General features: G+C 71.6%; 22 protein-coding genes. 10 read left to right on the forward strand and 12 right to left on the reverse strand.

The window, feature by feature from the left end; translation table 11 throughout:
- Positions 1 to 102 precede the first annotated feature (102 nt).
- Positions 103 to 4,476 carry a cation-translocating P-type ATPase gene (locus DQ384_RS11425; protein WP_114028698.1) on the reverse strand — a complete coding sequence of 1,458 codons (4,374 nt, stop codon included), beginning with the start codon at positions 4,474 to 4,476 and terminating at the stop codon, positions 103 to 105.
- Positions 4,477 to 4,561: 85 nt separating this feature from the next.
- Entirely contained in the window at positions 4,562 to 5,215 is a 654-nt protein-coding gene (locus DQ384_RS11430; protein WP_114028699.1) for a hypothetical protein, read from the reverse strand.
- A 196-nt stretch (positions 5,216 to 5,411) separates the two neighbouring features.
- On the opposite strand from DQ384_RS11430, the gene DQ384_RS11435 reads away from it, so the two are divergent.
- Positions 5,412 to 6,557: a hypothetical protein gene (locus DQ384_RS11435; protein WP_245966384.1), complete on the forward strand. Its 1,146-nt coding sequence runs from the start codon at positions 5,412 to 5,414 to the stop codon at positions 6,555 to 6,557.
- An 88-nt stretch (positions 6,558 to 6,645) separates the two neighbouring features.
- Here the strand turns inward: DQ384_RS11435 and DQ384_RS11440 are convergent, their stop codons facing one another.
- The 3 genes from DQ384_RS11440 to mca are packed head-to-tail and all read right to left on the reverse strand — an operon-like array spanning position 6,646 to position 8,221.
- Positions 6,646 to 6,966: a GNAT family N-acetyltransferase gene (locus DQ384_RS11440; RefSeq protein WP_114028701.1), complete on the reverse strand. Its 321-nt coding sequence runs from the start codon at positions 6,964 to 6,966 to the stop codon at positions 6,646 to 6,648.
- A 47-nt stretch (positions 6,967 to 7,013) separates the two neighbouring features.
- The gene (locus DQ384_RS11445; RefSeq protein ID WP_114028702.1) at positions 7,014 to 7,277 is read right to left on the reverse strand and encodes a hypothetical protein; all 264 of its coding nucleotides are present in this window, start codon (positions 7,275 to 7,277) and stop codon (positions 7,014 to 7,016) included.
- A 59-nt stretch (positions 7,278 to 7,336) separates the two neighbouring features.
- Positions 7,337 to 8,221 (reverse strand): mycothiol conjugate amidase Mca, encoded by an 885-nt coding sequence (mca, locus tag DQ384_RS11450; protein WP_114028703.1) that lies wholly within the window; start codon positions 8,219 to 8,221, stop codon positions 7,337 to 7,339.
- Positions 8,222 to 8,353: 132 nt separating this feature from the next.
- Between mca and DQ384_RS11455 the strand changes: the two genes are divergently transcribed.
- The 3 genes from DQ384_RS11455 (at position 8,354) to DQ384_RS11465 (ending at position 10,929) form a co-directional block, all read left to right on the forward strand.
- Positions 8,354 to 8,812, forward strand: coding sequence for a DUF4307 domain-containing protein (locus tag DQ384_RS11455; RefSeq protein ID WP_114028704.1), 459 nt, complete (start codon positions 8,354 to 8,356; stop codon positions 8,810 to 8,812).
- An 89-nt stretch (positions 8,813 to 8,901) separates the two neighbouring features.
- The gene (gene greA / locus DQ384_RS11460) at positions 8,902 to 9,402 is read left to right on the forward strand and encodes a transcription elongation factor GreA (protein WP_114028705.1); all 501 of its coding nucleotides are present in this window, start codon (positions 8,902 to 8,904) and stop codon (positions 9,400 to 9,402) included.
- Positions 9,403 to 9,600: 198 nt separating this feature from the next.
- Complete coding sequence (locus tag DQ384_RS11465; RefSeq protein ID WP_245966385.1) at positions 9,601 to 10,929, forward strand: C40 family peptidase; 1,329 nt, start codon at positions 9,601 to 9,603, stop codon at positions 10,927 to 10,929.
- Positions 10,930 to 10,975: 46 nt separating this feature from the next.
- Here the strand turns inward: DQ384_RS11465 and DQ384_RS11470 are convergent, their stop codons facing one another.
- Positions 10,976 to 11,590, reverse strand: a complete 615-nt coding sequence (locus DQ384_RS11470) for an acyl-CoA-like ligand-binding transcription factor (RefSeq protein ID WP_114028706.1) — start codon at positions 11,588 to 11,590, stop codon at positions 10,976 to 10,978.
- 133 nt (positions 11,591 to 11,723) lie between these two features.
- Between DQ384_RS11470 and DQ384_RS11475 the strand changes: the two genes are divergently transcribed.
- The 4 genes from DQ384_RS11475 to phoH2 all read left to right on the forward strand — a co-directional run bounded on the left by DQ384_RS11475 (position 11,724) and on the right by phoH2 (position 17,067).
- Complete coding sequence (locus DQ384_RS11475) at positions 11,724 to 12,221, forward strand: hypothetical protein (protein WP_245966386.1); 498 nt, start codon at positions 11,724 to 11,726, stop codon at positions 12,219 to 12,221.
- Between the two features lie 366 nt (positions 12,222 to 12,587).
- Positions 12,588 to 14,399: a phosphoenolpyruvate carboxykinase (GTP) gene (locus DQ384_RS11480; RefSeq protein WP_114028708.1), complete on the forward strand. Its 1,812-nt coding sequence runs from the start codon at positions 12,588 to 12,590 to the stop codon at positions 14,397 to 14,399.
- A gap of 334 nt (positions 14,400 to 14,733) precedes the next feature.
- Complete coding sequence (locus DQ384_RS11485; protein WP_114028709.1) at positions 14,734 to 15,495, forward strand: isoprenyl transferase; 762 nt, start codon at positions 14,734 to 14,736, stop codon at positions 15,493 to 15,495.
- 300 nt (positions 15,496 to 15,795) lie between these two features.
- Positions 15,796 to 17,067 carry an RNA 5'-3' helicase PhoH2 gene (gene phoH2 / locus DQ384_RS11490; RefSeq protein ID WP_114028845.1) on the forward strand — a complete coding sequence of 424 codons (1,272 nt, stop codon included), beginning with the start codon at positions 15,796 to 15,798 and terminating at the stop codon, positions 17,065 to 17,067.
- A gap of 9 nt (positions 17,068 to 17,076) precedes the next feature.
- On the opposite strand, the gene DQ384_RS11495 is transcribed toward phoH2, so the two are convergent.
- From DQ384_RS11495 to DQ384_RS11505, 3 genes are read right to left on the reverse strand one after another with little or no spacing between them, the layout of a single operon-like run.
- Positions 17,077 to 17,631 (reverse strand): hypothetical protein, encoded by a 555-nt coding sequence (locus tag DQ384_RS11495; RefSeq protein WP_114028710.1) that lies wholly within the window; start codon positions 17,629 to 17,631, stop codon positions 17,077 to 17,079.
- Positions 17,628 to 19,067 (reverse strand): sensor histidine kinase, encoded by a 1,440-nt coding sequence (locus DQ384_RS11500; protein ID WP_114028711.1) that lies wholly within the window; start codon positions 19,065 to 19,067, stop codon positions 17,628 to 17,630. The genes DQ384_RS11495 and DQ384_RS11500 overlap by 4 nt, the downstream gene beginning before the upstream one ends.
- On the reverse strand, positions 19,064 to 19,738 hold the full coding sequence (locus DQ384_RS11505) for a response regulator transcription factor (protein ID WP_114028846.1): 675 nt from the start codon (positions 19,736 to 19,738) through the stop codon (positions 19,064 to 19,066). The genes DQ384_RS11500 and DQ384_RS11505 overlap by 4 nt, the downstream gene beginning before the upstream one ends.
- 283 nt (positions 19,739 to 20,021) lie before the next feature.
- On the opposite strand from DQ384_RS11505, the gene DQ384_RS11510 reads away from it, so the two are divergent.
- Both DQ384_RS11510 and DQ384_RS11515 read left to right on the forward strand, forming a co-directional pair.
- Positions 20,022 to 20,756: an aggregation-promoting factor C-terminal-like domain-containing protein gene (locus DQ384_RS11510; protein WP_245966388.1), complete on the forward strand. Its 735-nt coding sequence runs from the start codon at positions 20,022 to 20,024 to the stop codon at positions 20,754 to 20,756.
- Positions 20,757 to 21,045: 289 nt separating this feature from the next.
- Positions 21,046 to 23,043, forward strand: a complete 1,998-nt coding sequence (locus DQ384_RS11515; protein WP_114028713.1) for a glycosyltransferase family 2 protein — start codon at positions 21,046 to 21,048, stop codon at positions 23,041 to 23,043.
- An 11-nt stretch (positions 23,044 to 23,054) separates the two neighbouring features.
- Here the strand turns inward: DQ384_RS11515 and DQ384_RS40385 are convergent, their stop codons facing one another.
- The 3 genes from DQ384_RS40385 to DQ384_RS11530 all read right to left on the reverse strand — a co-directional run bounded on the left by DQ384_RS40385 (position 23,055) and on the right by DQ384_RS11530 (position 26,271).
- Positions 23,055 to 23,867, reverse strand: a complete 813-nt coding sequence (locus DQ384_RS40385) for a hypothetical protein (protein WP_147268742.1) — start codon at positions 23,865 to 23,867, stop codon at positions 23,055 to 23,057.
- Positions 23,864 to 24,772: a DNA-processing protein DprA gene (locus DQ384_RS11525; protein WP_181871156.1), complete on the reverse strand. Its 909-nt coding sequence runs from the start codon at positions 24,770 to 24,772 to the stop codon at positions 23,864 to 23,866. Before DQ384_RS11525 ends, DQ384_RS40385 begins: the two co-directional genes overlap by 4 nt.
- An 86-nt stretch (positions 24,773 to 24,858) precedes the next feature.
- Entirely contained in the window at positions 24,859 to 26,271 is a 1,413-nt protein-coding gene (locus DQ384_RS11530; protein ID WP_114028716.1) for a class II fumarate hydratase, read from the reverse strand.
- Positions 26,272 to 26,273: the final 2 nt, after the last annotated feature.

The raw sequence follows: 26,273 nt of genomic DNA on the forward strand, positions 1-26,273 counted from the left end.
AACCTCACAGGGATTTTGGACTGCTTCATACATGATGCGGGATGTATGCAGTGATTTGTCCCGTTTGAGGTGACTGTTTGGTGAACGTCTGGTGACGCCGGGTCAGGCGGCCCCGGGCGAGCCCAGCAGGCGCGTCGCCACGCCCGCCGCCGCCCCGCTGGCAAGCCCGATTCCCCAGCCCACAGGCCCCACCGGACGGCAGCCGAACATGTGGCTGAGGCCCGGCACGGAGACCACCACGAACAGGGACGCCAGCGACACCGACGCCGCCAGCATCACCGTGCGGTCCTTGCCCCCGGCGGCCAGCGTCTGCGCGAGCTGGGCGGACACCAGGCCGATCAGCCCGACCGTGTCGGCGCGCGCCGCCGTGCCCGTGGAGCGGGCGAAGATCCACGCCGCCGAGGCCGCCGCCGCGGTGGTCGCCGCCCGCGCGTAGATGTCCCGGTTGAGCGCGTCTCCGAGGGACGCCTCCGGCCCCTCGGACAAAAGCGTCTCGGGGCTCGTCGCGCTCGGCGGGCGTACGGCGACGGCGAGCGCGGGCAGCATGTCGGTCAGCAGGTTGACGAGCAGCAACTGGCGGGCGTTCAGGGTGTTGCGGCCGGCGACCAGGTTGGACCCGACGGTGAAGACGATCTCGCCGAGGTTGCCGCCGAGCAGGATGCCGAGCGCGTCGCGGACCGAGCTCCACATCGCCCGCCCCTCGACGATCGCCTCCACGATCGTCTCGATGCGGTCGTCGGTGACGACGACGTCCGCCGAGGCGCGCGCGGCCGGGGTGGCGCGGGACCCCAGGGCGACGCCGACGTCGGCGAGCCGGATGGCCGGAGCGTCGTTGGCGCCGTCCCCCGTCACGGCGACGACCTTGCCCGCCCGCTGGAGGCCCGCGACGATGCGCGCCTTGTGCGCGGGGGTGACCCGGGCGAAGACCGAGACCTCCGGCAGCAGCGCGGCCAGCGCGGCGTCGTCCACCCGGTCGAGCTGGGGTCCGGTCATCACGCGCAGGCCGCCCTGGAGGTCCAGCTCGGCGGCGATGGCCTCGGCCGTGCTCGGGTGGTCTCCGGTGATCATGACGACGCGGACGCCCGCGCGGGCGAGCCGTTCGACGCTGCGCGCCGCGGTGGGCCGCACCGGGTCGGCGAGCCCGAGGAAGCCGAGGAAGCACAGCCCGTCGATGCGCGACTCGTCCAGGTCGCGACGGCTGGACGCGGGCCGCTCGGCGACGGCGAGCACGCGGTAGCCCTGCTGGGCGAGCCGGTCGACCTCCTTGGCCAGGGACGTGGCGGCCTCGTCGTCCAGGGGCGCCACCTGGCCGTCGCTGAGCATGGTCGTGCAGCGCGTGACCACGACCTCGGGCGCGCCCTTCACGCTGAGCACGTGCGGCTGCCGCGGACGCGAGGACCGCCGCGTACGGGCCGCAGGCGGATCGCCGGGCTCCGCCGTCCCCAGCACGGCGTGGTAGCCCCGGGCGGACTCGAACGGCAGCTCGGCGATCCGGTGCCAGCCGGGGAGCCCCTCGGTCGGGCCGACCCCGAGCTTCTCGGCCCCGTTGACGACCGCCCGGTCGGTGAGGTGCGGGACGACGCGCTCGCCGTCGAGCTTCGGCCCCGCGCGCAGCGCCGCCGCCAGGATGCGCCGGAACTCGGCGGGCAGGTTCTCGGCGGGCAGCTCCACGCGGCCGTCGGAGATGCTGCGCAGGCTGATGTGCCCCTGCGTGAGGGTGCCCGTCTTGTCGAAGCACAGCACGTCGACCCGTCCGAGCGCCTCGATGGTGGAGGGGTTGCGGACGAGCGTCTCGTGCGCCGACAGCCGTTTGGCGGCGGCGAGCTCGGCCACGGTGGCGATGAACGGCAGCCCTTCGGGGACGGCGGCGACGGCGAGGTTGACCGCCGGGGCGAGCGCTCCGGCGAGAGGGGAGCGGCGCAGCAGGTTGGTGGCCATCAGCAGCACGCCGGACCCGATGGCCACCGGCATGATCTGCCTGCTCAGCGCGCGCAGCCGCAGTTCGACGCCGGTCGGCGGCGGCTGGGCGGCCTCGAAGTCGGTGGCGCGCCGCGCCTCGGTCGCCGTCCCGGTCGCGACGACCACGGCCAGGCAGTACCCCGCCGCCACGGTCGTCCCCTGGTAGACCATCGAGCAGCGGTCGGCCACAGCCAGGGCCGCGGTGGGCAGGACGGACTTGGCCACGAGCTGCGACTCGCCGGTGAGCGGCGCCTCGTCGACCTCCAGGCCGCGTGCCTTGAGCACCCGGCAGTCGGCGGGGACGGCGTCCCCCGAGCGCAGTTCGATGACGTCGCCGGGCACCAGGTCGTCGGCCGTGGCGGCCACCGTCCCGGACGGGCGGCGCACGCGCACGGGGATCGCGGTGGCGCCGGTCAGGCGGTGCAGCGCGCGGTCGGCGTTGTTGCGCTGCGCGCCGCCGATGAGCCCGTTGACGGCCAGCACGCCGGTGATGAGCACGGCGTCCAGGGCGGATCCCACCGACGCCGACACCCCGGCCGCGGCGGCCAGCACGGGGGTGAGCGGGTTGGCGAGCTCCTCGGCGGTCGCGCGGAGCAGGGACGGGGGCCCGGCCTTCCGCGGGGGCCGGGAGCCGTTCCTGCGCCGGGTGGCCTCCTCCTCGGTGAGCCCGTGGGTGGTGGAGGACAGGCGTTCCAGCACGTCGGCGGTGGGCAGGGCGTGCCAGGGGGTGCGGTCGGGGTGCTGGGGCAGCCCGACGCCCCCGAGGTCGCGGGCCGACCACGCGCCCGTCCCCAGCGCGACCAGAGACGCGCAGTCGCCGGCGAGCTGCACCCGGCGCACCGAGCCGGCGGCCGGTCCGAGCAGGGTGAGCCCGGCGCCGAGCGCGGCCCCGGCGGCGGAGACCTTCATGCCGCGGCGGCTCGCGGTCCTGGCGGGGGCGAGTGCCCGCAGCAGCAGGTAGGCGACGTCGGGCCCGCCCACCACGTGCGCGTCCCACGGCGGCCGCCCGGACTCGGTCAGCACGCCGATGCCGAGGTCGGCCTCGCGCAGCCCGCGACGCGAGCGGCGGGCCACGACCGCGACGCCGTGCCCGTCCCTCTGCAGGGCGCGCACCGAGGAGGCGAGCCGGTCGCCGCCCTCGGCGAACGACTCCAGGCCGAGCCGCCAGGGGAGGCTCGGGTCGCCGCCCGCCAGTACCACCCTGCACGTGCCGCGCGCCGCGCCGACCAGTGCCTCGGCGTACGGACGCACCTCGGGGACGACCCCGACATAGGCCATGTTCCGGCCATCGAAGATGATGGCCACGGGCCGGACGCCCTTGTCGCTCCAGTGCGGCGCGCCCTCCGGGACCGCGGAGAGCGGCTCGGCGGCCCAGCCGTCCCGTTCGTGCCGCACGGTCGCGTCCGCGCCTTCGAGCATGGCGTAGATGCGGGCGTGCAGCTCGTCCACGTCCACGCCGGAGTCCAGGGTGATGACCTCGTGGACGGTCCAGGTGCCGGCCGTCAGCACGTCGGCGTCGAAGACCACCGTGTCGACGCGGTCCATGCCGCGCAGCGCGTCGCGGTCCAGCACCAGGGCGTCGCGCGTCGCGGCGGCGCGGCCCACGGTGCTGACGAACGCCTCCCGGCCGAGCCTGGCGGCCCGGGGCGTCGCCGATACCAGCATCGCGAGCGCGCGTTCCCGGTCGGCGCCGAGGACGGCGGTGATGCCGTAGGACGCCAGCGCGCCGACGCTGAGCGAGTCGGCGTACCGCTCGATCGGCCCGGACGGCAGGGGGGCCGGGCGCGCGGGGGCGGCGGTCCTGATGTGGCGGTACGAGCCCTTCCTGGCGGCGAACCTGTCCTCCATGGCCGTCCACGCCCGCAGGCCCGCGCGCGCCTCGGCGAGGCGTCCGGCGGCGGCCAGGGAGTCGATGACCAGGCCGAACGGCCGCAGCGCGAGCGTCTGGGCCGTGAAGCGGGTGGTGGCGAACATCAGGTTCGCGGTGGGACGCCCGACGCGGCGCTCCAGCTCGTGCCGGACGCGCGGGGTGGCCTCGGCGAGCTGGAGGAGGGCGGGGAGGGTGGCGGGGACCTTGGCCACGCGCGTCACCCGGCCGACGACGGTCATCCCCACGCCGACGATGCCCGCGCCGAGCTCGACGAGCGCGCGGGCCTGCTGGTCGGCCGCGTGACGGGCCGTACGCCCCGCGCCGCCGTCCTGCTCCGGGACGTCCAGCTCGTCGACGATCGCCAGGAGCTTCCCGGCGTCGACGTTCCGCGGGTCGCACGCGACGAAGACGAAGCCCAGCGCCCCGTTGACCTCCGCGCGCTCGGCCCCGCCGATCTCGCACAGCCGCTCTTCGAGGGCGCGGGCCGTGGCGGCGCCTCCCGGGCCGCCCACGTGGCGCAGCTCGACGCGCAGGCCGCCCGCGCAGTCGTGGACCCGCAGGGTGCCGGGCAGCAGCCCCCGGACCGGTTCGGGCAGCAGAGAGGCCAGGGCTGCGGCCGGACCCCTGAGTTCACGCAGCAGGAACACGACGCCTCCAGGAGCCCGGTGCCGACACGCCGATCAGACCGCGTCGGGCGCGCGGTCTGATCGTTCGATCATAAGTCTGCCCAGGTCAGGCGCTTGGACGCCTCTCCGGCGAAGTGTCGGATTTCTGCGTGGCGGCGGCGCCGCGCGAGGCCGCGGTGCCGGTCGCGCCACGCGAGGACGTGCCCCCGGTGGCGCGCGACCGGGACGTGGTCCCCGTCGACCTGCCGGACGTGGTGCCGCTCGTACGTGAGGCGGCGGTCCGCGTCCCCGTGCGGGTGCCCGCGCGGGAGGTGGTCCCCGACGCGCGCGTGGTGGTGCGCGGCGTCCTGGTCGTGGTGGTGCGCGCGCCGGTGGTCGTGGACGGGCGCGCCGCCTCGGCCGTCCGGCCCTCGGCCCCCTTGCCCGCGGCGGCGCACGCGCGCTGCGCGATCAGCGTGCCGGCCCCGATGGCGGCGGCCACGGGCCACTCCATCAGGCCGATGGCGGCGAGCAGGCCCAGCCCGCCGTAGTAGACGATGCGCTCTGGCGGCGGGAGGAAGGTCCTGGCCGTCTCCATGGCCCGGTTCATCTCCTGGCCGCGGCGCCGTGTCCCGCCCATCAAGCGCGGCATGCTCGGCATGTGGGGCCGGTGGACGCTCACGCTGACGACCGGTGTGTCCACGCTGAACAGGTCGCCATCGTGTTCGGCCGCCGACGGCGTGCCTGTTCGACCGGTGCGTGACGTCTGGGTCACGGTCATAGCCCCCTCCTCAAGGTGCGAGGCCTACAAATGCCTCATTTCCCCTCTTGCCCAGCTCAAGGGCCATCACCAGGGCCTTTCATCCCGTCCTTTCAAATTCTTGGTCAAGCGGGAAGACCGCCAGAGAGACGCGCGCCGTGCCAACCGGGGGCGCGGCGCTGTCGCGTTCGCCGCCATGCGCGTAATCTCGGAGGGCGTGAGGCTGGATCTGGACTTCGTCTGCGAGCACGCGGGCCGCCCCCCGGGCCGCCTGACCAGGCGGGACATCGCGCGGGCACTGCTCGCCGTCCCCACCGGCCAGGCGCTGGTCGCCCTGCCCGACCTCCGCCGGGCGATGCTCGCGGCGGGCAACCCCCTGTCGGCGCGGTTCTGGGACTCGGCGAAGGCGACGCTCGCGTCCATCGAGATGGGCGTGGCCACGGTCGGGGACGTCCAGCGGTGGCTGGAGGCGACCGGCACCGAGCCGATTCTGATCACCCGCGCCTACTTCGTCTGGCCGGAGGAGGGCGAGCGCGGGCCGGTGGCCTCTGAACTGCACGACCGGCTCGTGGCCCACCTGGAGGACCAGGTCGCCGACGGGCGCATCGACCCCGACCGGCTCGCGTCCGGCGACACCGAGGCCCGCGAGGTGTACGAGGACATCCAGGATCGCTGGCTGATCTCGCCCCTGCCCGACGGCCGGGTGCCCGGCCCGGCGGTCAACGACGAGCTGGAGGAAGGGCTGTTCGCCACCTGGGACGAGGAGGAGGCGTTCGCGCTCAGCGAGCTGCGGAGGGTGCTCGCCGACCTGCCCGAGCCGGACCTGCCGTCCGCCGACCTGGAGGCCGCCGCACGGCGGCTGCGCGCCCTGCTCGACGAGCCCGGCTACCCCGGCTCGGTGCTGAGGGCCTGCGCCGGCATCGACGGCGAGCGGCTGCCCGAGGACGACACCGAGCTGTGGCTGACGGTGGCGGCCGGCATCGCCAGCCCGGTCTCCGACCTCCAGGACGAGGACGCCCACCAGTTCTGGAACCTGGACGCCGAGCTCAGCGAGGAGGACGCCGCGCTGGCCGCGCTGTGCACGATCCACCACGCCGACTGGCTCGCCGCCGTGACGGCGCTCGCCCGGCGCGGCCCCGGCGTCCTGGCCTCCCCGGAGCGGATCGCCCGGTTCGTCGCCGAGTCCGAGGACATCGACGTCGAGATGGACGACCCCGAGGACCTGCGGACCACCGAGGAGCTGTTCACCTCGGTGATGCCGCTGTGGATCCGGCTCGGCATCGTGGACGAGCGGCAGATCCTCACCCCGCTCGGCTGGTGGGGCCTGCCGAAGGCGCTGGAGCTGGCCTGGTCGCCGAGCTGAGCGCGGCCCGCGCCCGGCGGTGACAGGGGCGAACGGGCCGCGCCGTGCATCGGGGGGGACGGCCCGCCGGGGTGGGGACGGACGGCCGTCAGCGGGCCGTCTCGGCGCCCTCGGCGTCCGGCCCGGCGGCGAGCAGGTCCTGGTACTCCGGGTGCCGTTCGATGAAGCGGGCCACGAAGGGACAGCGCGGCACGACGCTCAGGCCGGTGTCGCGCGCGCCGTCGAGCGCCACGCGGATCAGGCGGCTGCCGAGCCCCTGGCCCTCGTACTCGTCGCCGATCTCCGTGTGCGTGAAGATCATTCGGTCGGCGCGCAGACGGTAGTCGGCGAACCCGGCCAGCTTTCCGTCGACCCGGATCTCGTACCGCTTGGCCTCGGCGTTGTCGGCCACTTCGACCGCATGCTCCATGAACGGCTCCCTCTCAGGTAGGACGGCCTCGGGGGTGGGACGACGCCTCAGTGGGTGCCGTTGTCGCCGCGCCCGGCCCCGGACTCCCCGGACGTGGACGCGGACTCGGGCCCCGGCGCCCGCTCGGACGCCTCGCGCTTGGCGAGGTCTTCCTCGTGCGGAACCTCGATCTTGGAGATCTGGCGGTTCATCGACTTCACCAGGAAGTACAGCGCGACGCCGATGGCCGCGACCACCAGGAAGCCGATGAGCCCGGGCCCGACCGGCGCGGCCGGCGCGGCGGCGGCCGCGAGTGCGGTGAAATCAGTCACCCGTCAAGTCTGCCACCCGATGCCCGAGCTCCCGCCGGTACCTCCGCCGGTTACCCCCGTCAGTGGCGGGCCCGGGTGACCTCGTCGGTGTGGATGCCCGCGAACAGGTCCTTCTCGGGCAGCTCGGTGTCGACCAGCGACCGGGCCAGGTGGTAGTCCTCGGTGGGCCAGACCTCCCGCTGCAGGTCGCGCGGGCACACGAACCACGTGCCGTCCGGGTCGACCTGGGTGGCGTGGGCGAGCAGCGCCAGGTCGCGCACCTCGAAGAAGTCGCCGCAGTGGACCCGGGTGGTGACCTCCCACTTCTGCGGGCGGTCCTCCCAGCGGGAGATCCAGTCGGCGTACGGGGAGCCGATGCCGCGGTCGGTCATGGCCGTGTGCAGGGCCTCGAACCGCGCCCGGGTGAAGCCCATGTGGTAGTAGAGCTTCAGCGGCTGCCACGGGTCGCCCAGGTCCGGGTAGCGGTCCGGGTCGCCCGCGGCCTCGAAGGCCTCGACCGAGATCTTGTTCGTCATGATGTGGTCGGGGTGCGGGTAGCCGCCGTCGTCGTCGTAGGTGAGGATCACCTGCGGCTTGAAGTCACGGATGGCCGCCACCAGCGGCGCCGCCGCGACCTCGACCGGTTGCAGCGCGAAGCACCCCTCGGGCAGCGGCTCGTTCTCGTCCTCGGGCAGGCCGGAGTCGACGAAGCCGAGGAAGGTCTGCCGGACGCCGAGGATCTCGCGCGCCTTCTCCATCTCCTGCCGCCGCACCTCGGTGATGTTGTCGAGGATGTCGGGGCGGTCCATCTTGGGGTTGAGGATGGAGCCGCGTTCACCACCGGTACACGTGACGACCAGCACGTCGATGCCCTCGGCGGCGTAGCGGGCCATCGTCGCGGCCCCCTTGCTCGACTCGTCGTCTGGGTGCGCGTGTACAGCCAGCAACCTCAGGGGTGCAACCACGGCTCGGTCTCCTCAAGTGTCCAGGACAGCTCTCAAGAGAGGTTATTTTCTCTTGGGGCGGCGCGGAGGGCGGTCGCCCCGCGGGGGACAATTGTCTCGTGCAACGTCCGGAGACCGCTGGGAGATTCCGCCATGGCCGAAAGAGGTGTCGGTTCGCGTGCGGAGGGGCCGGTTCCGGGCACTACTGAGCCCGTCCTGGGCACTCCCGGCTCGTTCGGGGAGCGTCCCGGACGAGGGCGGCGCGCCGGGCGATCCGTGCTGTTCGCGGTCATCGCCGTCATCGTGGTCGCGGCCATGGGCGGCTGGGGCTATGTCATGATGTCCGCCAAGGGGAACCCCGAGGTGCTGACCGAGGTGATCGCCTTCGAGGTCCAGGGGCCCGGGTCGGTGACGGTCACCTTCCAGGCGCACAAGCCCGCCGACCGCGAGGCGGTGTGCCAGTTGCGGGCGACCGACACCGAGCACGTCGAGGTGGGCACCAGAAGCGTCACCCTGCCCCGCGGGGAGTCCGATGTCCGGCTGACCGAGCGCGTGCAGACCAGCGCGCGCGCCACTTCTGGCGACGTGCAGTACTGCTATCTCGTACAATGAGACTTTTGGGAAAGCGTTCGGGCGGGTTAATTTGTTAGTCTCCCCCAATTCGAACGCCAGCAACTCTCACGAGTACGCAAGGAGAACCCGTGGTCGACTCCCGCGAAGAGAACGTCACCTGGCTGACGCAGGAGGCGTACGACCGTCTGAAGTCGGAGTTTGAGTACCTCTCGGGGCCCGGGCGTGTCGACATCGCCAAGAAGATCGAAGCCGCCCGCGAAGAGGGCGACCTCAAGGAGAACGGCGGCTACCACGCGGCCAAGGAGGAGCAGGGCAAGATGGAGGGCCGCATCCTCCAGCTCCGCCAGCTTCTCGACCAGGCGAGGGTGGGCGAGGCCCCCAGGACCGAGGGCGTCGTCGGCCCCGGCATGACCGTGACGATCCGCTTCGCCGGTGACGACGACGAGGTGACGTTCCTGCTCGCCTCCCGCGAGGAGAGCGGCGCGCCGATCGACGTCTACTCGCCGAAGTCGCCGCTCGGGTCCGCGATCAACGGCAAGAAGATCGGCGAGAAGGCCACGTACACCATGCCCAACGGCAGGACGAACACCGTCGAGATCCTCGAGGCCGTCCCGTACATCGGCGGCTGAGCGCGAGGGGCGCCGTTTCTCGCGGAGTTCCGTGGCCTCCCATGAGCTGCCCCGGACCCCGGTCCGGGAACTTGGTCCGCCGGAGCATGGCTCCGGCGGACCAAGACTGTTTAGGGTGAACTCCGGACATCAGTGACGGAGTCCGCAAGAATCAGTCATTGACCGGTTATGTAGGAAATAAGGCCGTATGGGGGGAACGTGCTCGATCGGCGACCGCGCGGCTCGACCGTCGTCCGAGAGAGCCTCGTCCGCGGGCTGAGCGGTGTCCGCGACCAGCTCGGCGGCGCGCTCGCGGAGGTCCGCGAGGATCTGCGCTTCCACCCCGGCCTCCAGCCCACGCCTCCCCGGCCGCCGTCCCGGCTGCTGCGCCGCACGGTGCCGCTGATCGCGGCCGGGCTGGTCACCGTCCTCGCGGCCGACCTGATGGTCATGGGGGAGCTGTCCGCGCGGCAGCCCACCGTGGTGGCCGCGTCGGCCCCCCGCGACTCGGTGCCCCGGCGTGAGGGGTACGTCGCCGCGGCCGGCGAGCTTCCCGTCGCGCCGACGCGGCCGACGGTCGCGCCGCTGGCCGAGATGCACGCGCCCCACCTGTTCGTGGTCTCGCGCCGCACGCTGCCGGCCGCCGCCGTCCGCGCGGTCAACGACTACAAGGGCGTGAAGTCCGTCGAGGTCACCGACGCCGCCGACGTCATGATGGGCGGCAAGCGCGTGCAGACCATGGGCGTTAACCCCTCGACGTTCCGCGCATACACCCCGCGCTCCACGGCCAGGTCGGACGCGCTGTGGAACAGCGTGGCGGCCGGGGACGTCGCGGTGTCCTTCGTGCTCGGCAGCGACGGCGGCGTGGTGCTCGGGTCGACGCTCGACGCGGGCGGCACGAAGATGCGCGTCGGCGCGTACGCGACGATGGGCATGGGCCTGATCAACGCCGTGGTCTCCCAGCAGACCGCGCGCGCCCTCGGCATCCCCGAGGGCAACGCGATGGTCGTGAGCGCGCCCGGGGTCGACCTGGAGAAGCTGCGGTCGGCGATCCTCAAGGCCCTGCCCAAGGGCACCCAGGTCGCCCTGATCAACCCGGTGCTCGCCCGTCCCGCCCAGGCCCGCACCACCTGGCCGACCAGCGCGTTCATGTCGCCCGACCAGATACGCGCCGCGCTCACCGCCGCCGTGGGCAAGCTCGGCCGGCCGTACGTCTGGGGCGCGGAGGGGCCGGACACCTTCGACTGCTCCGGGCTCGTGCAGTGGGCGTTCGCGCAGGCGGGGGTGCGGATGCCGCGGGTCACCCACCAGCAGTGGGTGACCGGCCCGCAGATCCCGCTGGCCCAGGCCCAGCCCGGCGACCTGCTGTTCTGGCGCAGCGACCCCACCAACCCGGGGTACATCTCGCACGTCGCGATCTACTGGGGCGACGGCAAGATGCTGCAGGCGCCGCGCACCGGCGACGTCGTGAAGATCTCGCCCGTCTCGACCAGGAACCTCGCCGGGGTCGTGCGGGTGAGCCCCTGGGTGGCCGCCCGCGTCCGCTGACGGACACGCCCCGGCGGTTCACCGATCGCAGCCGGGGAGCACGTCCTCAGGGCTGGAGCGGCATGCCCCGGCCCAGGAAGACCAGCACCTCGTCCATCAGCGCGGCGAGGGGCGTGGCGCCCTCCAGCTCGATCCAGCGCTCGACGGCGACGATCCAGGCGCCCACGACCGCGCCCGCGAACACCCGCACCTCCAGGTCGTCGGCGGAGCGGCCGGTGCGCTCGGCCGTGACGGCCGTCAGCATCGCCATGCCGGCCATCCGGCCCTCCACCTGGCGGGAGCGCAGGGCCGGGATCGACCAGATGAGCTGGATGCGCCGCAGGATCGTCTGCTCGTCCTCGGCGAAGATCTCGGCGAAGACCTCGCTCATCGCCCGCCTCACCGCCTCCAGCGGGGAGAGGGACGCGGGCTGCCGCAGGTACGCCTCGGCGATCATGGGGTCGTAGTCGTCCTGGATGACGACGTCTTCCTTGGTGGGGAAGTAGCGGAAGAACGTGCTGGGCGAGACCTCCGCGGCCTCGGCGATCTGCTCGATCGTCGTGGCGTCGTAGCCCTGTTCGGCGAACAGCCGCATGGCGTGCTCCTGGATCGTCCGCCGGGTCCTGGCCTTCTTGCGCTCGCGGAGGCCGAAGGGCTGTCCGGTGTGCGGCGGTGAGCTCATCTCCCAATTGTGGCGTGATCGGAGGCGGCGCTGATCCCGTCGTCCCCGGCGTCCGGTTCGGCCCGCCCGTCCCCTTGATGGCCGGACGTAGAGGTGTAATCTCGATTACATGGATACAGATGAATCAGTGATCATGTCATGGTTCACAGGGCGGCTGCCCGAGCAGTGGTTCGGCGGGAAGCACGAGTTCGTCATCGACCGTGAGGAGATCGCGGTCGTCGGCGCCCTGCCGGTGCCGGCCGCGGCCGAGGAGGCCACCGGGGCCGAGCGGGCGGCGCTGCTCGACGGTCACGTCCAGCGCTTCCGGGAGGAGACCCGCGAGCGGCGCATCGAGATCGCGCGGGAGGCCGAGCACCGCTTCCGCCGCAAGGTCTCCTGGGGGGTCTCCTGCGACGACGCGACAGTGATGTTCACCACCCTTTCCATCCCCGTCATGACCCGCCTGCGCCAGCAGGAGCGGCGCGTGCTCGACACGCTCGTCGCGGCGGGGGTCGCGCGCAGCCGCAGCGACGCGCTGGCGTGGTGCGTGCGCCTGGTGGGCAGCCACACCGACACATGGCTCGCTGACCTGCGCGATGCCCTTCAGCACGTCGACCGCGTGCGTTCCGAGGGCCCCGATCTGAATGCGTGAATTGGACTGAACCAATGCGCCGAGTGGATTAGACCACTCGAATTGGCCTATACCAATGCGGGCCCCGCACCCGGTGGGCAGTGCCCCCGGCGGCCGGGGCCCTCGCTTTTATATTGGTAAAGCCTGGGTAGACTGCCCGGCATCATCACAGCCTCTGCCTGCTACGACGCATGATCGGCGTGGTCGGTGGAGAACCACGGCGCGTCCCCTGAATTAATCCGGCCGAAACGAAAGTGAAATGCGCGGAACCGATCTCCCTGATTTTAGGGACCCTTGGGCCTCCGTTTCACCGACTGGTCTACGCCAATTGGATTCGGGGCGATTCTTCGTTAATGATGTTTGGCCTGAGAGTAAGGAGCCGGCCCAGTGGCAGTTTCCATTGATTCCATCGAGACGACCGCTCCGACGTCCTGCGCCGAGCTGGTCGCGTGGGTGCGGGAGATCGCCGAACTGACCCGTCCGGACCGCGTCGAGTGGTGCGACGGCTCGGAGGCCGAATGGACGCGGCTGACGAACCTGCTCGTCGAGCAGGGCACCTTCACCCGCCTCGCCAAGCGCCCGAACAGCTTCTACGCCGCCTCCGACCCCTCCGACGTCGCCCGCGTCGAGGACCGCACCTTCATCTGCTCGGAGGACCCCGAGGACGCCGGGCCGACGAACAACTGGATCTCGCCCAAGGAGATGCGCGCGACCTTCGACGAGCTGTTCAGCGGCTGCATGCGCGGGCGCACGATGTACGTCGTGCCGTTCTGCATGGGCCCGCTCGGCGGGGAGATCTCGCAGCTCGGCGTCGAGATCACCGACTCGCCGTACGTCGCCGTCTCCATGCGGGTCATGACCCGCATGGGCGAGGCGGCCCTGCGCCTGATCGAGGAGCGCGGGGACTTCGTGCGCGCCGTCCACTCCGTCGGTGCGCCGCTCGCGCCCGGCCAGGAGGACGTGCCGTGGCCGTGCAGCTCCACCAAGTACATCAGCCACTTCCCCGAGACCCGGGAGATCTGGTCGTACGGCTCGGGGTACGGCGGCAACGCGCTGCTCGGCAAGAAGTGCTACGCCCTGCGCATCGCGAGCGTGATGGCGCGCGACGAGGGCTGGCTGGCCGAGCACATGCTCATCCTCAAGCTCACCCCGCCCTCCGGGCGGGCGCGGTACGTCGCCGCGGCCTTCCCGTCCGCCTGCGGCAAGACCAACCTCGCCATGCTGCGCCCGACCATCCCGGGCTGGAAGGTCGAGACGATCGGCGACGACATCGCGTGGATGCGCTTCGGCGAGGACGGCCGCCTGTACGCCATCAACCCGGAGGCCGGCTTCTTCGGCGTGGCGCCGGGCACCGGCGAGACGACCAACGCCAACGCCGTCGCGACGCTGTGGGGCAACAGCATCTTCACCAACGTCGCGCTGACCGACGACGGCGACGTGTGGTGGGAGGGCCTCACCGACGAGCCGCCGGCGCACCTCACCGACTGGCGCGGGCGCGACTGGACGCCGGACTCGCCCGAGCCGGCCGCGCATCCGAACGCCCGCTTCACCACCCCGGCGTCCCAGGCCCCGACGATCGCCCCCGAGTGGCGCGACCCCAAGGGCGTGCCGATCTCGGCGATCCTTTTCGGCGGGCGGCGCGCGACGGCCGTCCCGCTGGTGACCGAGTCCTTCGACTGGCGGCACGGCGTGTTCCTCGGGGCCAACATCGCCTCGGAGAAGACTGCCGCCGCCGAGGGCACCGTGGGCGAGCTGCGCCGCGACCCGTTCGCGATGCTGCCGTTCTGCGGCTACAACATGGGCGACTACTTCGGTCACTGGATGAAGGTCGGCACGATGACCTCGCCGGAGAAGCTGCCGCGCCTCTACTACGTCAACTGGTTCCGCAAGGACGCCTCCGGCCGCTTCCTGTGGCCCGGCTTCGGCGAGAACATCCGGGTGCTGAAGTGGATCGTCGAGCGCCTGAACGGCGAGGCGGACGCCGTGGAGACGCCGATCGGGCTGCTTCCGGCCGAGGGCGCGCTCGACGTCCAGGGCCTCGGCCTCGGGGAGGAGGAGCTCGGGACGCTGCTGTCGGTGGACCGCGAGGTGTGGCGGCAGGAGGCGGCGCTGATCCCGGACTTCTTCGAGACGTTCGGCGCCCACCTGCCCGGTGAGCTCTGGGAGGAACACCGCTCCCTGGTCGCCCGGCTGGGCTGAGTTCGGGGGAGGTTTGGGGTTTTATGTCCGAGATGGCGCGGTTAGGGTAATGGTTGTGCCTTACCGCGTAGGTCTTGATTGACCGTGCCCGCACGAGCCTCGCGTCCCGCCCGCGCCTCCGCGCGCCGTCCTCGCGCGCAGGTGGCAGTGCGCCGTACGGACCGGCTCCTCGCCTTCCTGGTGCGACCTTTGTGGCGGCGATGTGAAGACATCGTGAAGACGCCTTCCCGGTGCGGGCCTGTGGCGGAAGCTGGGGACGGGCAGGCGCCCGGGCACGTGATAATGGCGTGTTGTCAAGGTCCGGAAGCGGACGGGCGGCGAAGGGGAGGCTTCCATGGACGTGCGCGACCTCGTGTACCGGCTGTACGAGCGCCGGCTCGAGTCGAAGCTGTCCGGCGGTCAGATACCCCGCCACGTGGGCGTCATCGTCGACGGCAATCGCCGCTGGGCCCGGGCCATGGGCCTGCGCGACGTCAGCCACGGCCACCAGAAGGGCGCGGACAAGATCTCCGAGCTGCTGGAGTGGTGCCGCGAGGCGGGCGTCGAGATCGTCACGGTGTGGCTGCTGTCGAGCGACAACCTCTCCCGCCCCAAGGAAGAGCTCGACCAGCTCGTCGAGATCATCGAGGACACCGTCCAGGAGTGGGTGGCCCAGGGCTGGCACATCAACCCAGTGGGCGCTTTGGACCTCTTGCCCGACAGTACGGCGAGAATCCTCAAAGATGCGAAAGAAGTGACATCGCGCCGTCCAGGCCTGATTGTGAACGTTGCAGTTGGGTATGGAGGAAGACGTGAGATCGCTGATGCGGTGCGCTCCCTCCTCCAGGAGCACGCCAGCAAGGGCGCGAGCATCGAGGAGCTTGCCGAGGTCCTCGACGTCGAGCACATCGCGGAGCATCTCTACACGCGCGGCCTCCCCGATCCGGATCTCCTCATCCGCACCTCGGGAGAGCAGCGGCTCTCTGGCTTCATGCTCTGGCAGAGCGCCCACTCCGAGTTCTACTTCTGCGAGGCCTACTGGCCTGATTTCCGCAGGGTCGACTTCTTGCGGGCGCTTCGCTCGTATGCCGCGCGGCACCGACGGTACGGCAATTGAAACACGCGGTGAAATACATCTATCTCAGCCGTTCACGCTGTTGGGCCGGAGAACTTCACGACGTACCGTAGACGGTAGGCAGTTCCATACCGCCTACTTCGGGAGAGGGTCCGCCTTGCGTCGCCACACGACGAGGGGGGCCGGTATCCGGCGTCGCCTCGCGGGTGCGCACGACCGGGCCCGGTCCGTTCACCACCTCATCTGGCAGGGCGCTCAATCCTGGCGCCCGGGGGAGAGCGCGTGGCAGTGTCCTCGAGCAACCCGTCCACCGAGTCCGGTGCGTCGTCCAGGCGCACCTACATTGTGGACACCTCTGTCCTCCTGTCCGACCCGGCGGCGATGAGCCGCTTCGCCGAGCACGAAGTCGTCCTACCGATCGTCGTCATCACCGAGCTGGAGGCCAAGCGCCATCACCCGGAGCTGGGGTACTTCGCCCGCAAGGCCCTCCGTTTCCTCGACGATCTGCGGGTGGAGCACGGCAGGCTGGACGAGCCCATGCCGATCGGCGAGGGCGGCACCATCAGGGTAGAGCTCAACCACAGCGACCCCGCGATCCTCCCGGCCGGGTTCCGGCTCGGGGACAACGACACGCGCATCCTGACCGTCGCCCGGTCCCTCGCCGCCGAGGGCAGCGACGTCGTGCTCGTCTCCAAGGACCTCCCCATGCGGGTCAAGGCCGCCTCGATCGGCCTCAGCGCGGAGGAATACCGCGCCGACCTGGTCGTGGAGTCCGGCTGGACCGGTATGCACGAGCTCCAGGTGACCACCGAGGACATCGAGGGGCTGTTCGAGAACGGCAACCTCGACCACGAAGAGGCGCGCGAGCTGCCCACGCACACCGGCCTGCGCCTGCTGTCGGCCCGCGGCTCCGCGCTCGGGCGCGTCCTGCCCGACAAGTCCGTGCGGCTGGTGCGCGGCGACCGCGAGGTGTTCGGCCTGCACGGACGCTCGGCCGAGCAGCGCATCGCCCTCGACCTTCTCATGGACCCCGAGGTCGGCATCGTCTCCCTCGGCGGGCGCGCGGGCACCGGCAAGTCGGCCCTGGCCCTGTGCGCCGGCCTGGAGGCCGTCCTGGAGCGCCGCCAGCACCGCAAGGTCATCGTCTTCCGCCCCCTGTACGCGGTCGGCGGCCAGGAGCTCGGCTACCTCCCGGGCACCGAGAACGAGAAGATGGGCCCCTGGGCGCAGGCGGTGTACGACACGCTCGGCGCCGTCACCACGCCCGAGGTGATCGAGGAGGTCCTCGACCGGGGCATGCTGGAGGTCCTGCCGCTCACGCACATCCGGGGCCGCTCGCTGCACGACGCGTTCGTCATCGTGGACGAGGCCCAGTCGCTGGAGCGCGGCGTCCTGCTCACCGTGCTGTCGCGCATCGGCGCCAACTCGCGCGTCGTGCTCACCCACGACATCGCCCAGCGCGACAACCTCCGCGTGGGACGGCACGACGGCGTGGTGGCCGTGGTCGAGAAGCTCAAGGGACACCCCCTGTTCGCCCACGTCACGCTGACCCGCTCCGAGCGCTCGCCGATCGCCGCCCTGGTGACCGAGATGCTGGAGGACATCACCCCCTGACCCGGCGCCTCACGGCGGGAGGTTCACGCTGGGGGCCGCCAGCCGGTGGTACTCCTTGCAGGTGTGCTCCCCGAGCGCCATCGGCCCCTTGGGGGTCGTCTGGGTGATCTTCACGGCCCAGATCTCCTCGCGCAGCCGCGCTGTGCAGGTGATCTGGGCCAGCGCCGTCCTGCCGAGCCGTCCCGGCCCGTTGACGATCACGTGCAGGCGCAGGCCCACGGGGTTCTCCGGGTCGTTGCGCACGCCGCTGTCCACCCCGTACCGGCCGACGACGCTCTGCTCCAGCCGGAAACCCCGCAGCGCCGTCCCCAGGCCGTCCCCCGGCCGCCTGCCCACCTCGAACAGGGCCGTGATCAGGTCCTCGACGGCCGACGACGTGGTGGTCACGTTCTTCGGCGCGAGGCGTCCGTCCCGCAGCAGGTAGATCGTGGCCGCCGCGCCCCGGGCGCTGATCACCGGGGCGGGTCCGGCGTCGTCCACCCGCGTCGGGTCCACTCCGCAGGCCGCCGCCCCGGCCAGGGTCAGCGCCGCCACGGCGCACGTCACGACTCCGCGGGCGCTCATGGGTGGGGGATCCAGACGGTGAAGCGGGTCCCGGGGTCGCACAGCTCCACCCGGATCGTGCCGCCGTGCAGCTCGGCGTTGGCCTTGGCGATCGACAGGCCGAGCCCGCTGCCGTCACTGCGCGCCCGGCCCGCGCCCACCTTGTAGAAGCGCTCGAAGACGTGGGGGAGCGCCTCGCGCGGGATGCCCTGGCCCCGGTCGCGCACCCGGACCTCCAGCCCGCTGCGCAGGGCGCGCGCGGTGACGCCGACCGGCGGCGCGCCGTGGCTCAGGGCGTTGCCGACCAGGTTGGCAACGATCACGTCGAAGCGGCGCGGGTCCAGGGAGAACGAGAGCCCGCGCGCGACCTCCAGCCGCACCCGGCCGGTCCAGCCGCGGATCTCCAGGCAGTCGGCCAGCGCCACGCCCACGTCCACGTTCTCCCTGATCAGCACGGCCGTGCCCGAGTCGAGCCTGCTCGCCTCGATGAGGTGCTCGACGAGGATCCGCAGCCGGTTGATCTCGCGCACCACGATGTCCACGGCCTTGCCGGCGTCCGGGGGCAGGCGCTGCGCCTCCTCGGTGAGCATGTCGGTCACGGCCGTCATCGCGGTGAGCGGCGTGCGCAGCTCGTGCGAGACGTCGGCCACGAAGCGCCGCGACATCGCCTCCAGCGCGCGCAGCTCCGAGACCGTCTGCTCCAGCGCGGAGGCCGTGTCGTTGAACGTCGCGGTCAGCCCGGCCAGCTCGTCGCGGCCGTGGACGGGCAGGCGCGTGTCCAGGCGTCCGGCGCCGAGGGCCCGCGCGGCGTCGCCGAGCCTGCGCACGGGCAGCAGGACGCTGCGCGCCGACACCAGCGCGACGGTCAGCGCGATGGCCAGGGTGATGCCCGACGACTGGGCGAGCGCGGTGCGCAGCCGCGCGAGGACGCCGTCCTCCTCCTTGAGCGAGACGAAGACGAACACGGTCATCCCCGTCGGCCGCACCGCGCCCGTCTTGGTCAGCCGGTGGACCTGCGTGCCGATCAGCAGCCACGGCTCGTCGCGGATCAGCAGCCGCTGGTGGACCAGGCGGGAGGCGGCCTTCAGGCGCAGCTCGCCCGGCACGTCGTCCAGGCCGAGTGTGGTGCCGCTGCTGAGCCGCTCGCGGTCGCCGTACCTGAGGATCACCTGCCGGTCCGGGCCGTCCAGCGACTCGGCCAGCGCGTCCAGGTCGTTCTCCGACACCGCCGAGTCGGCCGGCCACAGCAGGTCGCTGGTGCCGATGGGGATCGCGATGCGCTGCAGAACGTCCCGCACGTCCGAGATGGCGCCGTTCTCGGCACGTTCCAGGAGCGCGCGGCGGACGAGCTGGTACCCGATGCCCGCGACCAGCGCCGAGGCGGTCACCGCCACCAGGATGAAGGTGATGACCAGCCGCGCGCGCAGTCCCGTGCGGTGGCGGCGGCCGACGTTCACGGCGGGCTGAAGCGGTACCCGAACCCGCGGACGGTGTGGATGTACACCGGCTCGGCCGGGACGGGCTCGATCTTGGCCCGGATGCGCTGGACGCAGGCGTCCACGAGCCGCGAGTCGGCCACGTGGTTGTGGTCCCAGACCGCGCGCAGGAGGTACCGGCGGTTGAGCACCTGGCCCGGGTGCCGGACCAGTTCGAGCAGCAGCCGCAGCTCGGTCGGCGTGAGGTGCACCTCGCGGCCGGACAGGGTGACCTTCAGCGCGCCGCGGTCGACGACCAGGTCGCCGAAGCTGATGCGGTCGGCGGAGGCGGACTCGAGGCGGCGCAGGACGGCGCGGATGCGGGCGTCCAGCACGCGGGGCTCCACCGGCTTGACCACGTAGTCGTCCGCGCCCGCCTCCAGGCCGACCACCATGTCCAGGTCGTCGCCGCGGGCGGTGAGCAGGATGATGGGCAGCGAGTCGAGCCTGCGGATGCGGCGGCAGACCTCCACGCCGTCGATGCCCGGCAGCATGACGTCCAGGATGACGATCTCGGGGCGGCGGGCGCGCACGTGGTCCAGAGCCTCTTCCCCGGTCGCGTAGGCCGTGACGGAGTGACCCTGCCGCGTGAGGGCCAGCTCCAGGCCCGTGCGGACGGAGGGGTCGTCTTCAACGAGGAGGATGCCGGCCACCCGCACATTATTGCCGAAAGTCCGTTATCCCCTTCTCTGTCACGGAACTGTGACGCGGTGCCGACGCGACCCCGACACCGGTCCTGCACGCTGAGCCCCGAGCGCCCCGTCGTTGCGCCGCCCTCCGGTGCGGGGATCCGGAGGGCGGGCGACGGGGTCGTGTGAGGTAAGTCACATTATTCGCGAAAGCGCACGTTACCGGCCGGTCAGGTCATGTAACGGTCAAATAACTTCCACGTTCCGGTTGCGAAGTACCCCCCAGGTCACGGCAAGCTCATAGGCCGTGAGCTCAGGCCAGCAGTTGCGCGACAAACGAGGCGGGCGGGACGACGACGTCCGTCCTCCCCGCGGCCGCGCCCGCCCGAAGTCGGCGCGCGGGTCCTGGATTACCCCCAAGCGCGTCGCGGGCATCGGGCTGACCCTCGCGGTCGTCGCGGCGCTCGGCGTCTTCACGGTCAAGACCATGAAGGAGAACGAGGCGGCCGCCACCGACCCGCTCTCGCTCGACGACCTCACGCGCATGGTCAACGACCCCTTCGCGCCCGACGCCAAGACCGACGCCCTCAAGGCCTCCGCCGCGCAGGCCCAGCGGGCGCGGGCCATCAAGGACGCCCGCGAGCAGGACGGTCCCGACTGGGACTCGGTGAAGATCGTCAAGGAGGCCCCCGGAGGCGGCGGCTTCACCCCGCAGGCGTTCCCGCCCGGCTCCAAGCCCGACCCCGGCAGCAACAAGGCCATCGGCCAGAAGATGGCCGCCGCCAAGGGCTGGTCGGGCGAGTGGGGCTGCCTGGAGAAGCTCTGGGACAAAGAGAGCCACTGGAACGAGCGCGCCATGAACCGCAGCAGCGGCGCGTACGGCATCCCGCAGGCCCTTCCGGGCAGCAAGATGGCGAGCGCCGGTGGCGACTGGCAGGTCAACCCGGTCACGCAGATCGCGTGGGGGCTCGGGTACATCGCGGCCCGCTACAAGTCGCCCTGCGGCGCCTGGGCGCACTCGCAGTCCACCGGCTGGTACTGACACCCTCCGGGGTGAGGCCGGCGGGGCCGTCCGCCGCTCCGCTCCGCCGGTCGGATCAGGGGCGCTGATCCGACCGGTCCGATCGGCGCTTCTGATCGACCGCGTCTCATCGACCGCGTCTGATCCACCGGCCCTGATCCACCGGTCCGGTCGGAGGTCCCGATCCGCCGGCGCCCTCGCCGTGCGATCACCCGGGCGTCCTGATCAGCGCGAAACTCTTGGTCAGAGTTGTTCGAGGTTTCGGCAAGCCGGGCCATCTCCCCTCGGCGCGCGGCGCACGCTTGCCCACATGGGTGTCAAGGTCAGCGTGGTCGTACCGGTATCGGAGCCGGGTCCGGACGACGACGCGTTCGACGCGTGCGTGCGCTCGCTCCTGGAGCAGACCATGCCGTCGGACGAGTACGAGGTGATCTTCGCGGACGACCGGTCCGGAGACGGCACGCGCGAGCGCCTCGACGCGGTCGCCGCCGTCCGGCCCAACGTGCGCGTCCTGCACCTGGAACACACCGGGACGCCGGCGCGGGGCCGCAACGTGGGCCTCGCCGTGGCGCGCGGCGAGTACGTCTACCTGCTCGGGCAGCGCGACCGGCTCGAACGCGTCGCGCTGGAGATGATGTACCGCGCGGCCGTCGAGGCCGACGCCGACATCCTCATCGGCCGCCTCGTCCGCGGGGACAACCCGCCGCAGCGGGCCTTCAGCCGCAACCGCGAGCGCGCCGACCTGCTGCGTGACCGGCTGCTCGCGCTGCCCACCGCGCAAAAGCTGTTCCGCCGCGCCTTCCTGGAGGCGCGCGAGATCCGCTTCCCCGACATCGAGCCCGAGCTCTCGGAGCAGGCGTTCGTCGTCGAGGCGTACCTCACGGCGAAGGTCATCGCGATCCTGGCCGACCAGATCTGCTGCCACCTCGGCCCGCCGTCCGAGCGACCGCCCGACCCGGCCGCGTACGCCGCGGGACTGCGGGCGATCCTCGACATCGTCGACGCGCACAGCGACCCCGGCGACCAGCGCGAGCGGTTGTACGCGCACTGGTTCCGCGCGGGCGTGCTGCGCCTGCTCGGGGGGCGTCACCTGCTGTCGGCCCGCTCCGACCAGCGCGCGGCGATCTTCGGCGAACTGCGCGCGCTGACCGCCGAGCGGTTCCCCGAAGAGCTGGACCGCCATCTCCCGGTCCATCTCCGCGCCCGGGCGGTTCTGGTCAGATCCGGCGAACTGGGGCGTCTGGTGGCCCTCAGCGACGCGTCCAGGGGCATCTCCGTCCGTGCCGAGCTGCGCGAGGTGCGCTGGGACGAGGACGCCCTGATCATGGACCTCGCGGTCGAGCTCCTCGGCCCCGACGGCTCGCCCATCACCTTCAGGGCCGACGGCGACCGCCTGTACTGGACGCCGCCCCTGGCCGGGTTCGACCTCCCCGCGCCGCTGGCCGACGTCACCGACGCGGTCGCCCGCGCCCGCATGGAGGTCTACATCCGCGACCAGGACCACGGGATGATCTTCTTCATTCCCGTCCACGGTGAGGTGTGCCGCGCGCAGGAGGGCGGCCGGGTGCGCGTCTGGGCCGTCGGACGCGCCCGGCTCGACGTCGGCACCGCCGCGCTCGGCCGTCCGCTGCGCTCGGGCGAGTGGGAGGTGCACGTCCGCATGCACGGCGGCGCCCAGCAGGCCCGCACCCGCGTCGCCGGCCGCCGCGGGGCCCAGCTGAGCTGCGTCGGCGTCCTCGCCGGACGGCCGCGCAGGCTGGTCATCCCCTGCTGGTCGGAGCAACGGGAGCTCAGCGTGTGCGTGGAGCCCCGCTCGTTCGCCGAGTCCATCGTCCTGGTCTCGCCCGGCGCCTCGGTCACCCACCGCGAGGGCAACGTCTTCCTCGTCCTGCCCGTCCCGTACGTCCCCCCGAGCGGCGGGCCGCCCGCGGAGCTGGTGCTCCGGCAGCTCGCCGGCCGCGGACGGGTCATCACCGTGCCCGCCCTGGTCGAACCGGGCGTCCCGGGACGCTTCCCCGGCCAGCTCGTCGCCAAGGTACCCGTCCGCCGCCTCCCCGGCGAGGGCCACCTCGGCAACGGCCTGTGGACTCCCCACCTGCGCGTCGACGGCAGGGAGGCATCCCTGCGCTTCGCCCTGGAAATGACCCGCGGCCGAGCCCGGATCCAGGCGGCCGGCGAACCCGGCACCCTCGCCGTCCGCCGCTCCCCCCTCGGCAAGCTCCTGTCCCACCTACCCGGCGGCAAATACGCCCTCCGCCTCGCCCAAGCCCTCCAACGCCGCTACCTCCCGTCCCCGCCCCCGGACTGAGTTCACCAGGATCAGGGGCAGGATCGGCCGGTCACGGGACAGATGTCCAGGGTGTATTCGGACGTCGGCAGCGCGTTCCGCAGCGCCTCCTCGCCAGGTGACCGCTGATTGTTCCGAACACGACGGGCGATGGTGACGATCGTCACCTCGGCGGCTCCGGACATCAGAACGGTCGCGGCGGCGGACTGGGCGTGACCACCCTGCACCCAGGTGTCCTCGAAGATCACCACATGGTGGCCGGCCACCTGTTGGGTCGGGTGAAGGAGGAAGTGGCCTGCCCGGACCTGACGTCGTTGCGCTTCGGGAATCCCGCTCACGCCCCGCAACTCAACGCGTTGCCAGTGGCGTGGAAGAACGTCACTGACGGACAGGAGAGGGTGGCGACCTGGTCGCCCGCTCAGCGAAGGCACGACGGACACGCAGCTCACGGGACGGACCGACACGCGGTCGATGCACGAGGCGTGGACCATCGCGAAGCCGAGAGCTAACAGAAGAACGCGCTGATAGGAGGGGGTTCGAAGCCTTTGCGGCTCGGGCATCGGATCCTTGTAGCGGTGCATGTCGATATTCGACTGCTCGCCGTACAGCGCATAGGTGAGCGGAACGATTCGGCGTGCGATGGGAACGCCGAGCCCGTGGCCGGGCGCCGCTTGCGAACCACGAACATCTTCGTTGCAGCGGTAGCAGAGCGTGTACTGCCGTGTGATCGGCACTGTGCACATCGCACAAGTGACGTACGGTAGCCGGATCGGGTTACGCATGATGGCACCCAGACGCGTGCGAACGATGTCGCGCAGGCCCGGGATCGGCTCGGGCGCGCTCATGGATTAAGGGCGGACAGCAGACGCTCGATCTGGTTGGGGCGATCCACCACGTCATCGACGACGGACATAGCCTGGTCGGCGTCCCCTGCGACGTGGACATCAGGCTGGCGGGCGGCGGTTCTGCCCCACTCCGTTCGGTCGACCACCGATCGCATCAGGATCACGGGCCGACCGTGCTCGACGGCTTTGCGGGCCTGAATACGAGTCCCGCTCCGCTCGCTCGCCTCGACGATGATGGTCGCCAGCGCGTAACCGGACATGGTGCCGTTTCGCTGCGGGAAGGTGTACTTGTCCGGCCCTTTGTCGGGCCAGAATTGCGAAAGTACGGCACCGTGCTCGGCGACCTCTCGATGAAGATCACGGTTTTCGGGGGGATAGCTGTGCCGTATTCCTGTACCGATCACCGCGAGCGTGCGGCCTCCCGCCTCGATGGCGCCTCGGTGTGCCGCGGCATCGACACCGGCCGCCAGCCCCGACACCACCGTGAGGCCTCGCTCGACCAGGCGTCCGGCGAGGTCGATGGCCAGCCGGCGCCCAGGGTCGGACACCGACCGGGAGCCGACGACGGCGATTCCCTGGTCGTCCGCGATCAGCGTGCCGCGAGCGAACAACAGCGGAGGCCGATCGAAGACGTCGCGCAGACGCTGCGGATAGCAGGGGTCGCCCATGGTCAGGACTGCGATGCCTTCCCGCTCCCAGGAAGCGATCTCGCTCTCGGCTTCGCGCATCGCGGTCTCGAATGGGCTGTCGAAGAGGCCATCAGGGCCAAGGGATTCGCGGAGCAATGTCAGCGGCGAGGCTCCTTCGGCGACCCGTTGCACCAGGTCGCGCTGGCCCTTCTCGGTAGGGGTGCGCCGGAGCAGCGCCACCCATGCGGCGTCGGCCGTCCTGTCCCAGAGCCCCATGCCGCCAGCGTAGTGCCTGCTCATCACATTGTCACCGATGGTTCTTCGAACTGGTGTGCCAGATAATATCCTGTGCTCGCGGGCGGTCAGTCGTCGGAGGGTTTTGGTGGCTCGGGTGGGGTGGTCATGGAGAGGACGTCCAGGAGGGCGTCCAGTTGGGGTTCGGTGAGCTTGCCGGACTCGACGTGGCCGCGTTCGATGACGACCTGCTTGATGGTCTTGCGCTCCTTGAGGGCCTGCTTGGCGATGGCGGCGGCCTCCTCGTAGCCCACGTGGCGGTTGAGCGGCGTGACGATGGACGGGGAGGACTCGGCGTACTCGCGCAGGCGCTCGGTGTTGGCGGTGAGCCGGTGGACGCACTTGTCGGCCAGCAGCCGGGACACCCCGGCGAGCAGCCGCGTCGACTCCAGCACGTTGCGGGCGATGACCGGCATCATCACGTTGAGCTCGAACGTGCCGGACGCGCCCGCGAACGTTACGGCCGCATCGTTGCCGATGACCTGGGCCGCCACCATGCACACGGCCTCGGGAATCACCGGGTTCACCTTGCCTGGCATGATCGAGGAGCCGGGCTGGAGGTCGGGCAGGTTCAGCTCGCCGAGACCGGCCCTCGGGCCCGAGCCCATCCACCGCAGGTCGTTGGCGATCTTGTTGAGGGACACCGCGATCACGCGGAGCTGCCCGGACAACTCGACCAGCGCGTCCCGGGCGCCCTGGGCCTCGAAGTGGTCCCTGGCCTCGGTGAACGGCAGCTCGGTGGCCTCGCGGAGCTTCTCGATCACCTTCCGCGCGAAGCCGGGCGGCGTGTTGATGCCCGTCCCGACCGCCGTCCCGCCCAGCGGCAGCTCCGCCAGCCGCGGCAGGGTCGACCGAAGCCGGGCGATGCCGTTCTCGACCTGGGTCGCGTAGCCGCCGAACTCCTGGCCGAGCGTCACCGGCGTCGCGTCCATGAGGTGCGTGCGCCCGGCCTTGACCGTCTTGCCGAACACGTCCGCCTTCTGGCGCAGCGAGACGGCCAGATGTTCCAGCGCCGGGACCAGCTCGTAGAACACGTCCACCATCGCGGCCACGTGGATCGACGTCGGGAACACGTCGTTGGAGGACTGGGAGGCGTTGACGTGGTCGTTCGGATGGACCGGCCGGCCGAGACGCTTCTCGGCGAGCGTGGCGATCACCTCGTTGGCGTTCATGTTGGACGAGGTGCCCGAGCCGGTCTGGAAGACGTCGACGGGGAACTCGTCGTTCCATTCGCCCTCGGCGACGTCGGTGGCGGCCTCGGAGATGGCCTCGGCCAGCCCGGGATCCAGCACGCCCAGCTCGCCGTTGACCTCGGCCGCGACCGCCTTGATCAACCCGAGGGCCGCGATGTGGGCGGGTTCGAGACCGCGCCCCGATATCGGGAAGTTCTCCACGGCCCGCTGCGTCTGCGCCCGCCACTTGGCCGCCGCCGGGACGTGTACGTCACCCATTGAGTCATGTTCGATCCGGAAATCCTCCATGC

This window comes from Sphaerisporangium album (genome assembly GCF_003323745.1).
GTDB classification, from domain to species: Bacteria; Actinomycetota; Actinomycetes; order Streptosporangiales; family Streptosporangiaceae; genus Sphaerisporangium; species Sphaerisporangium album.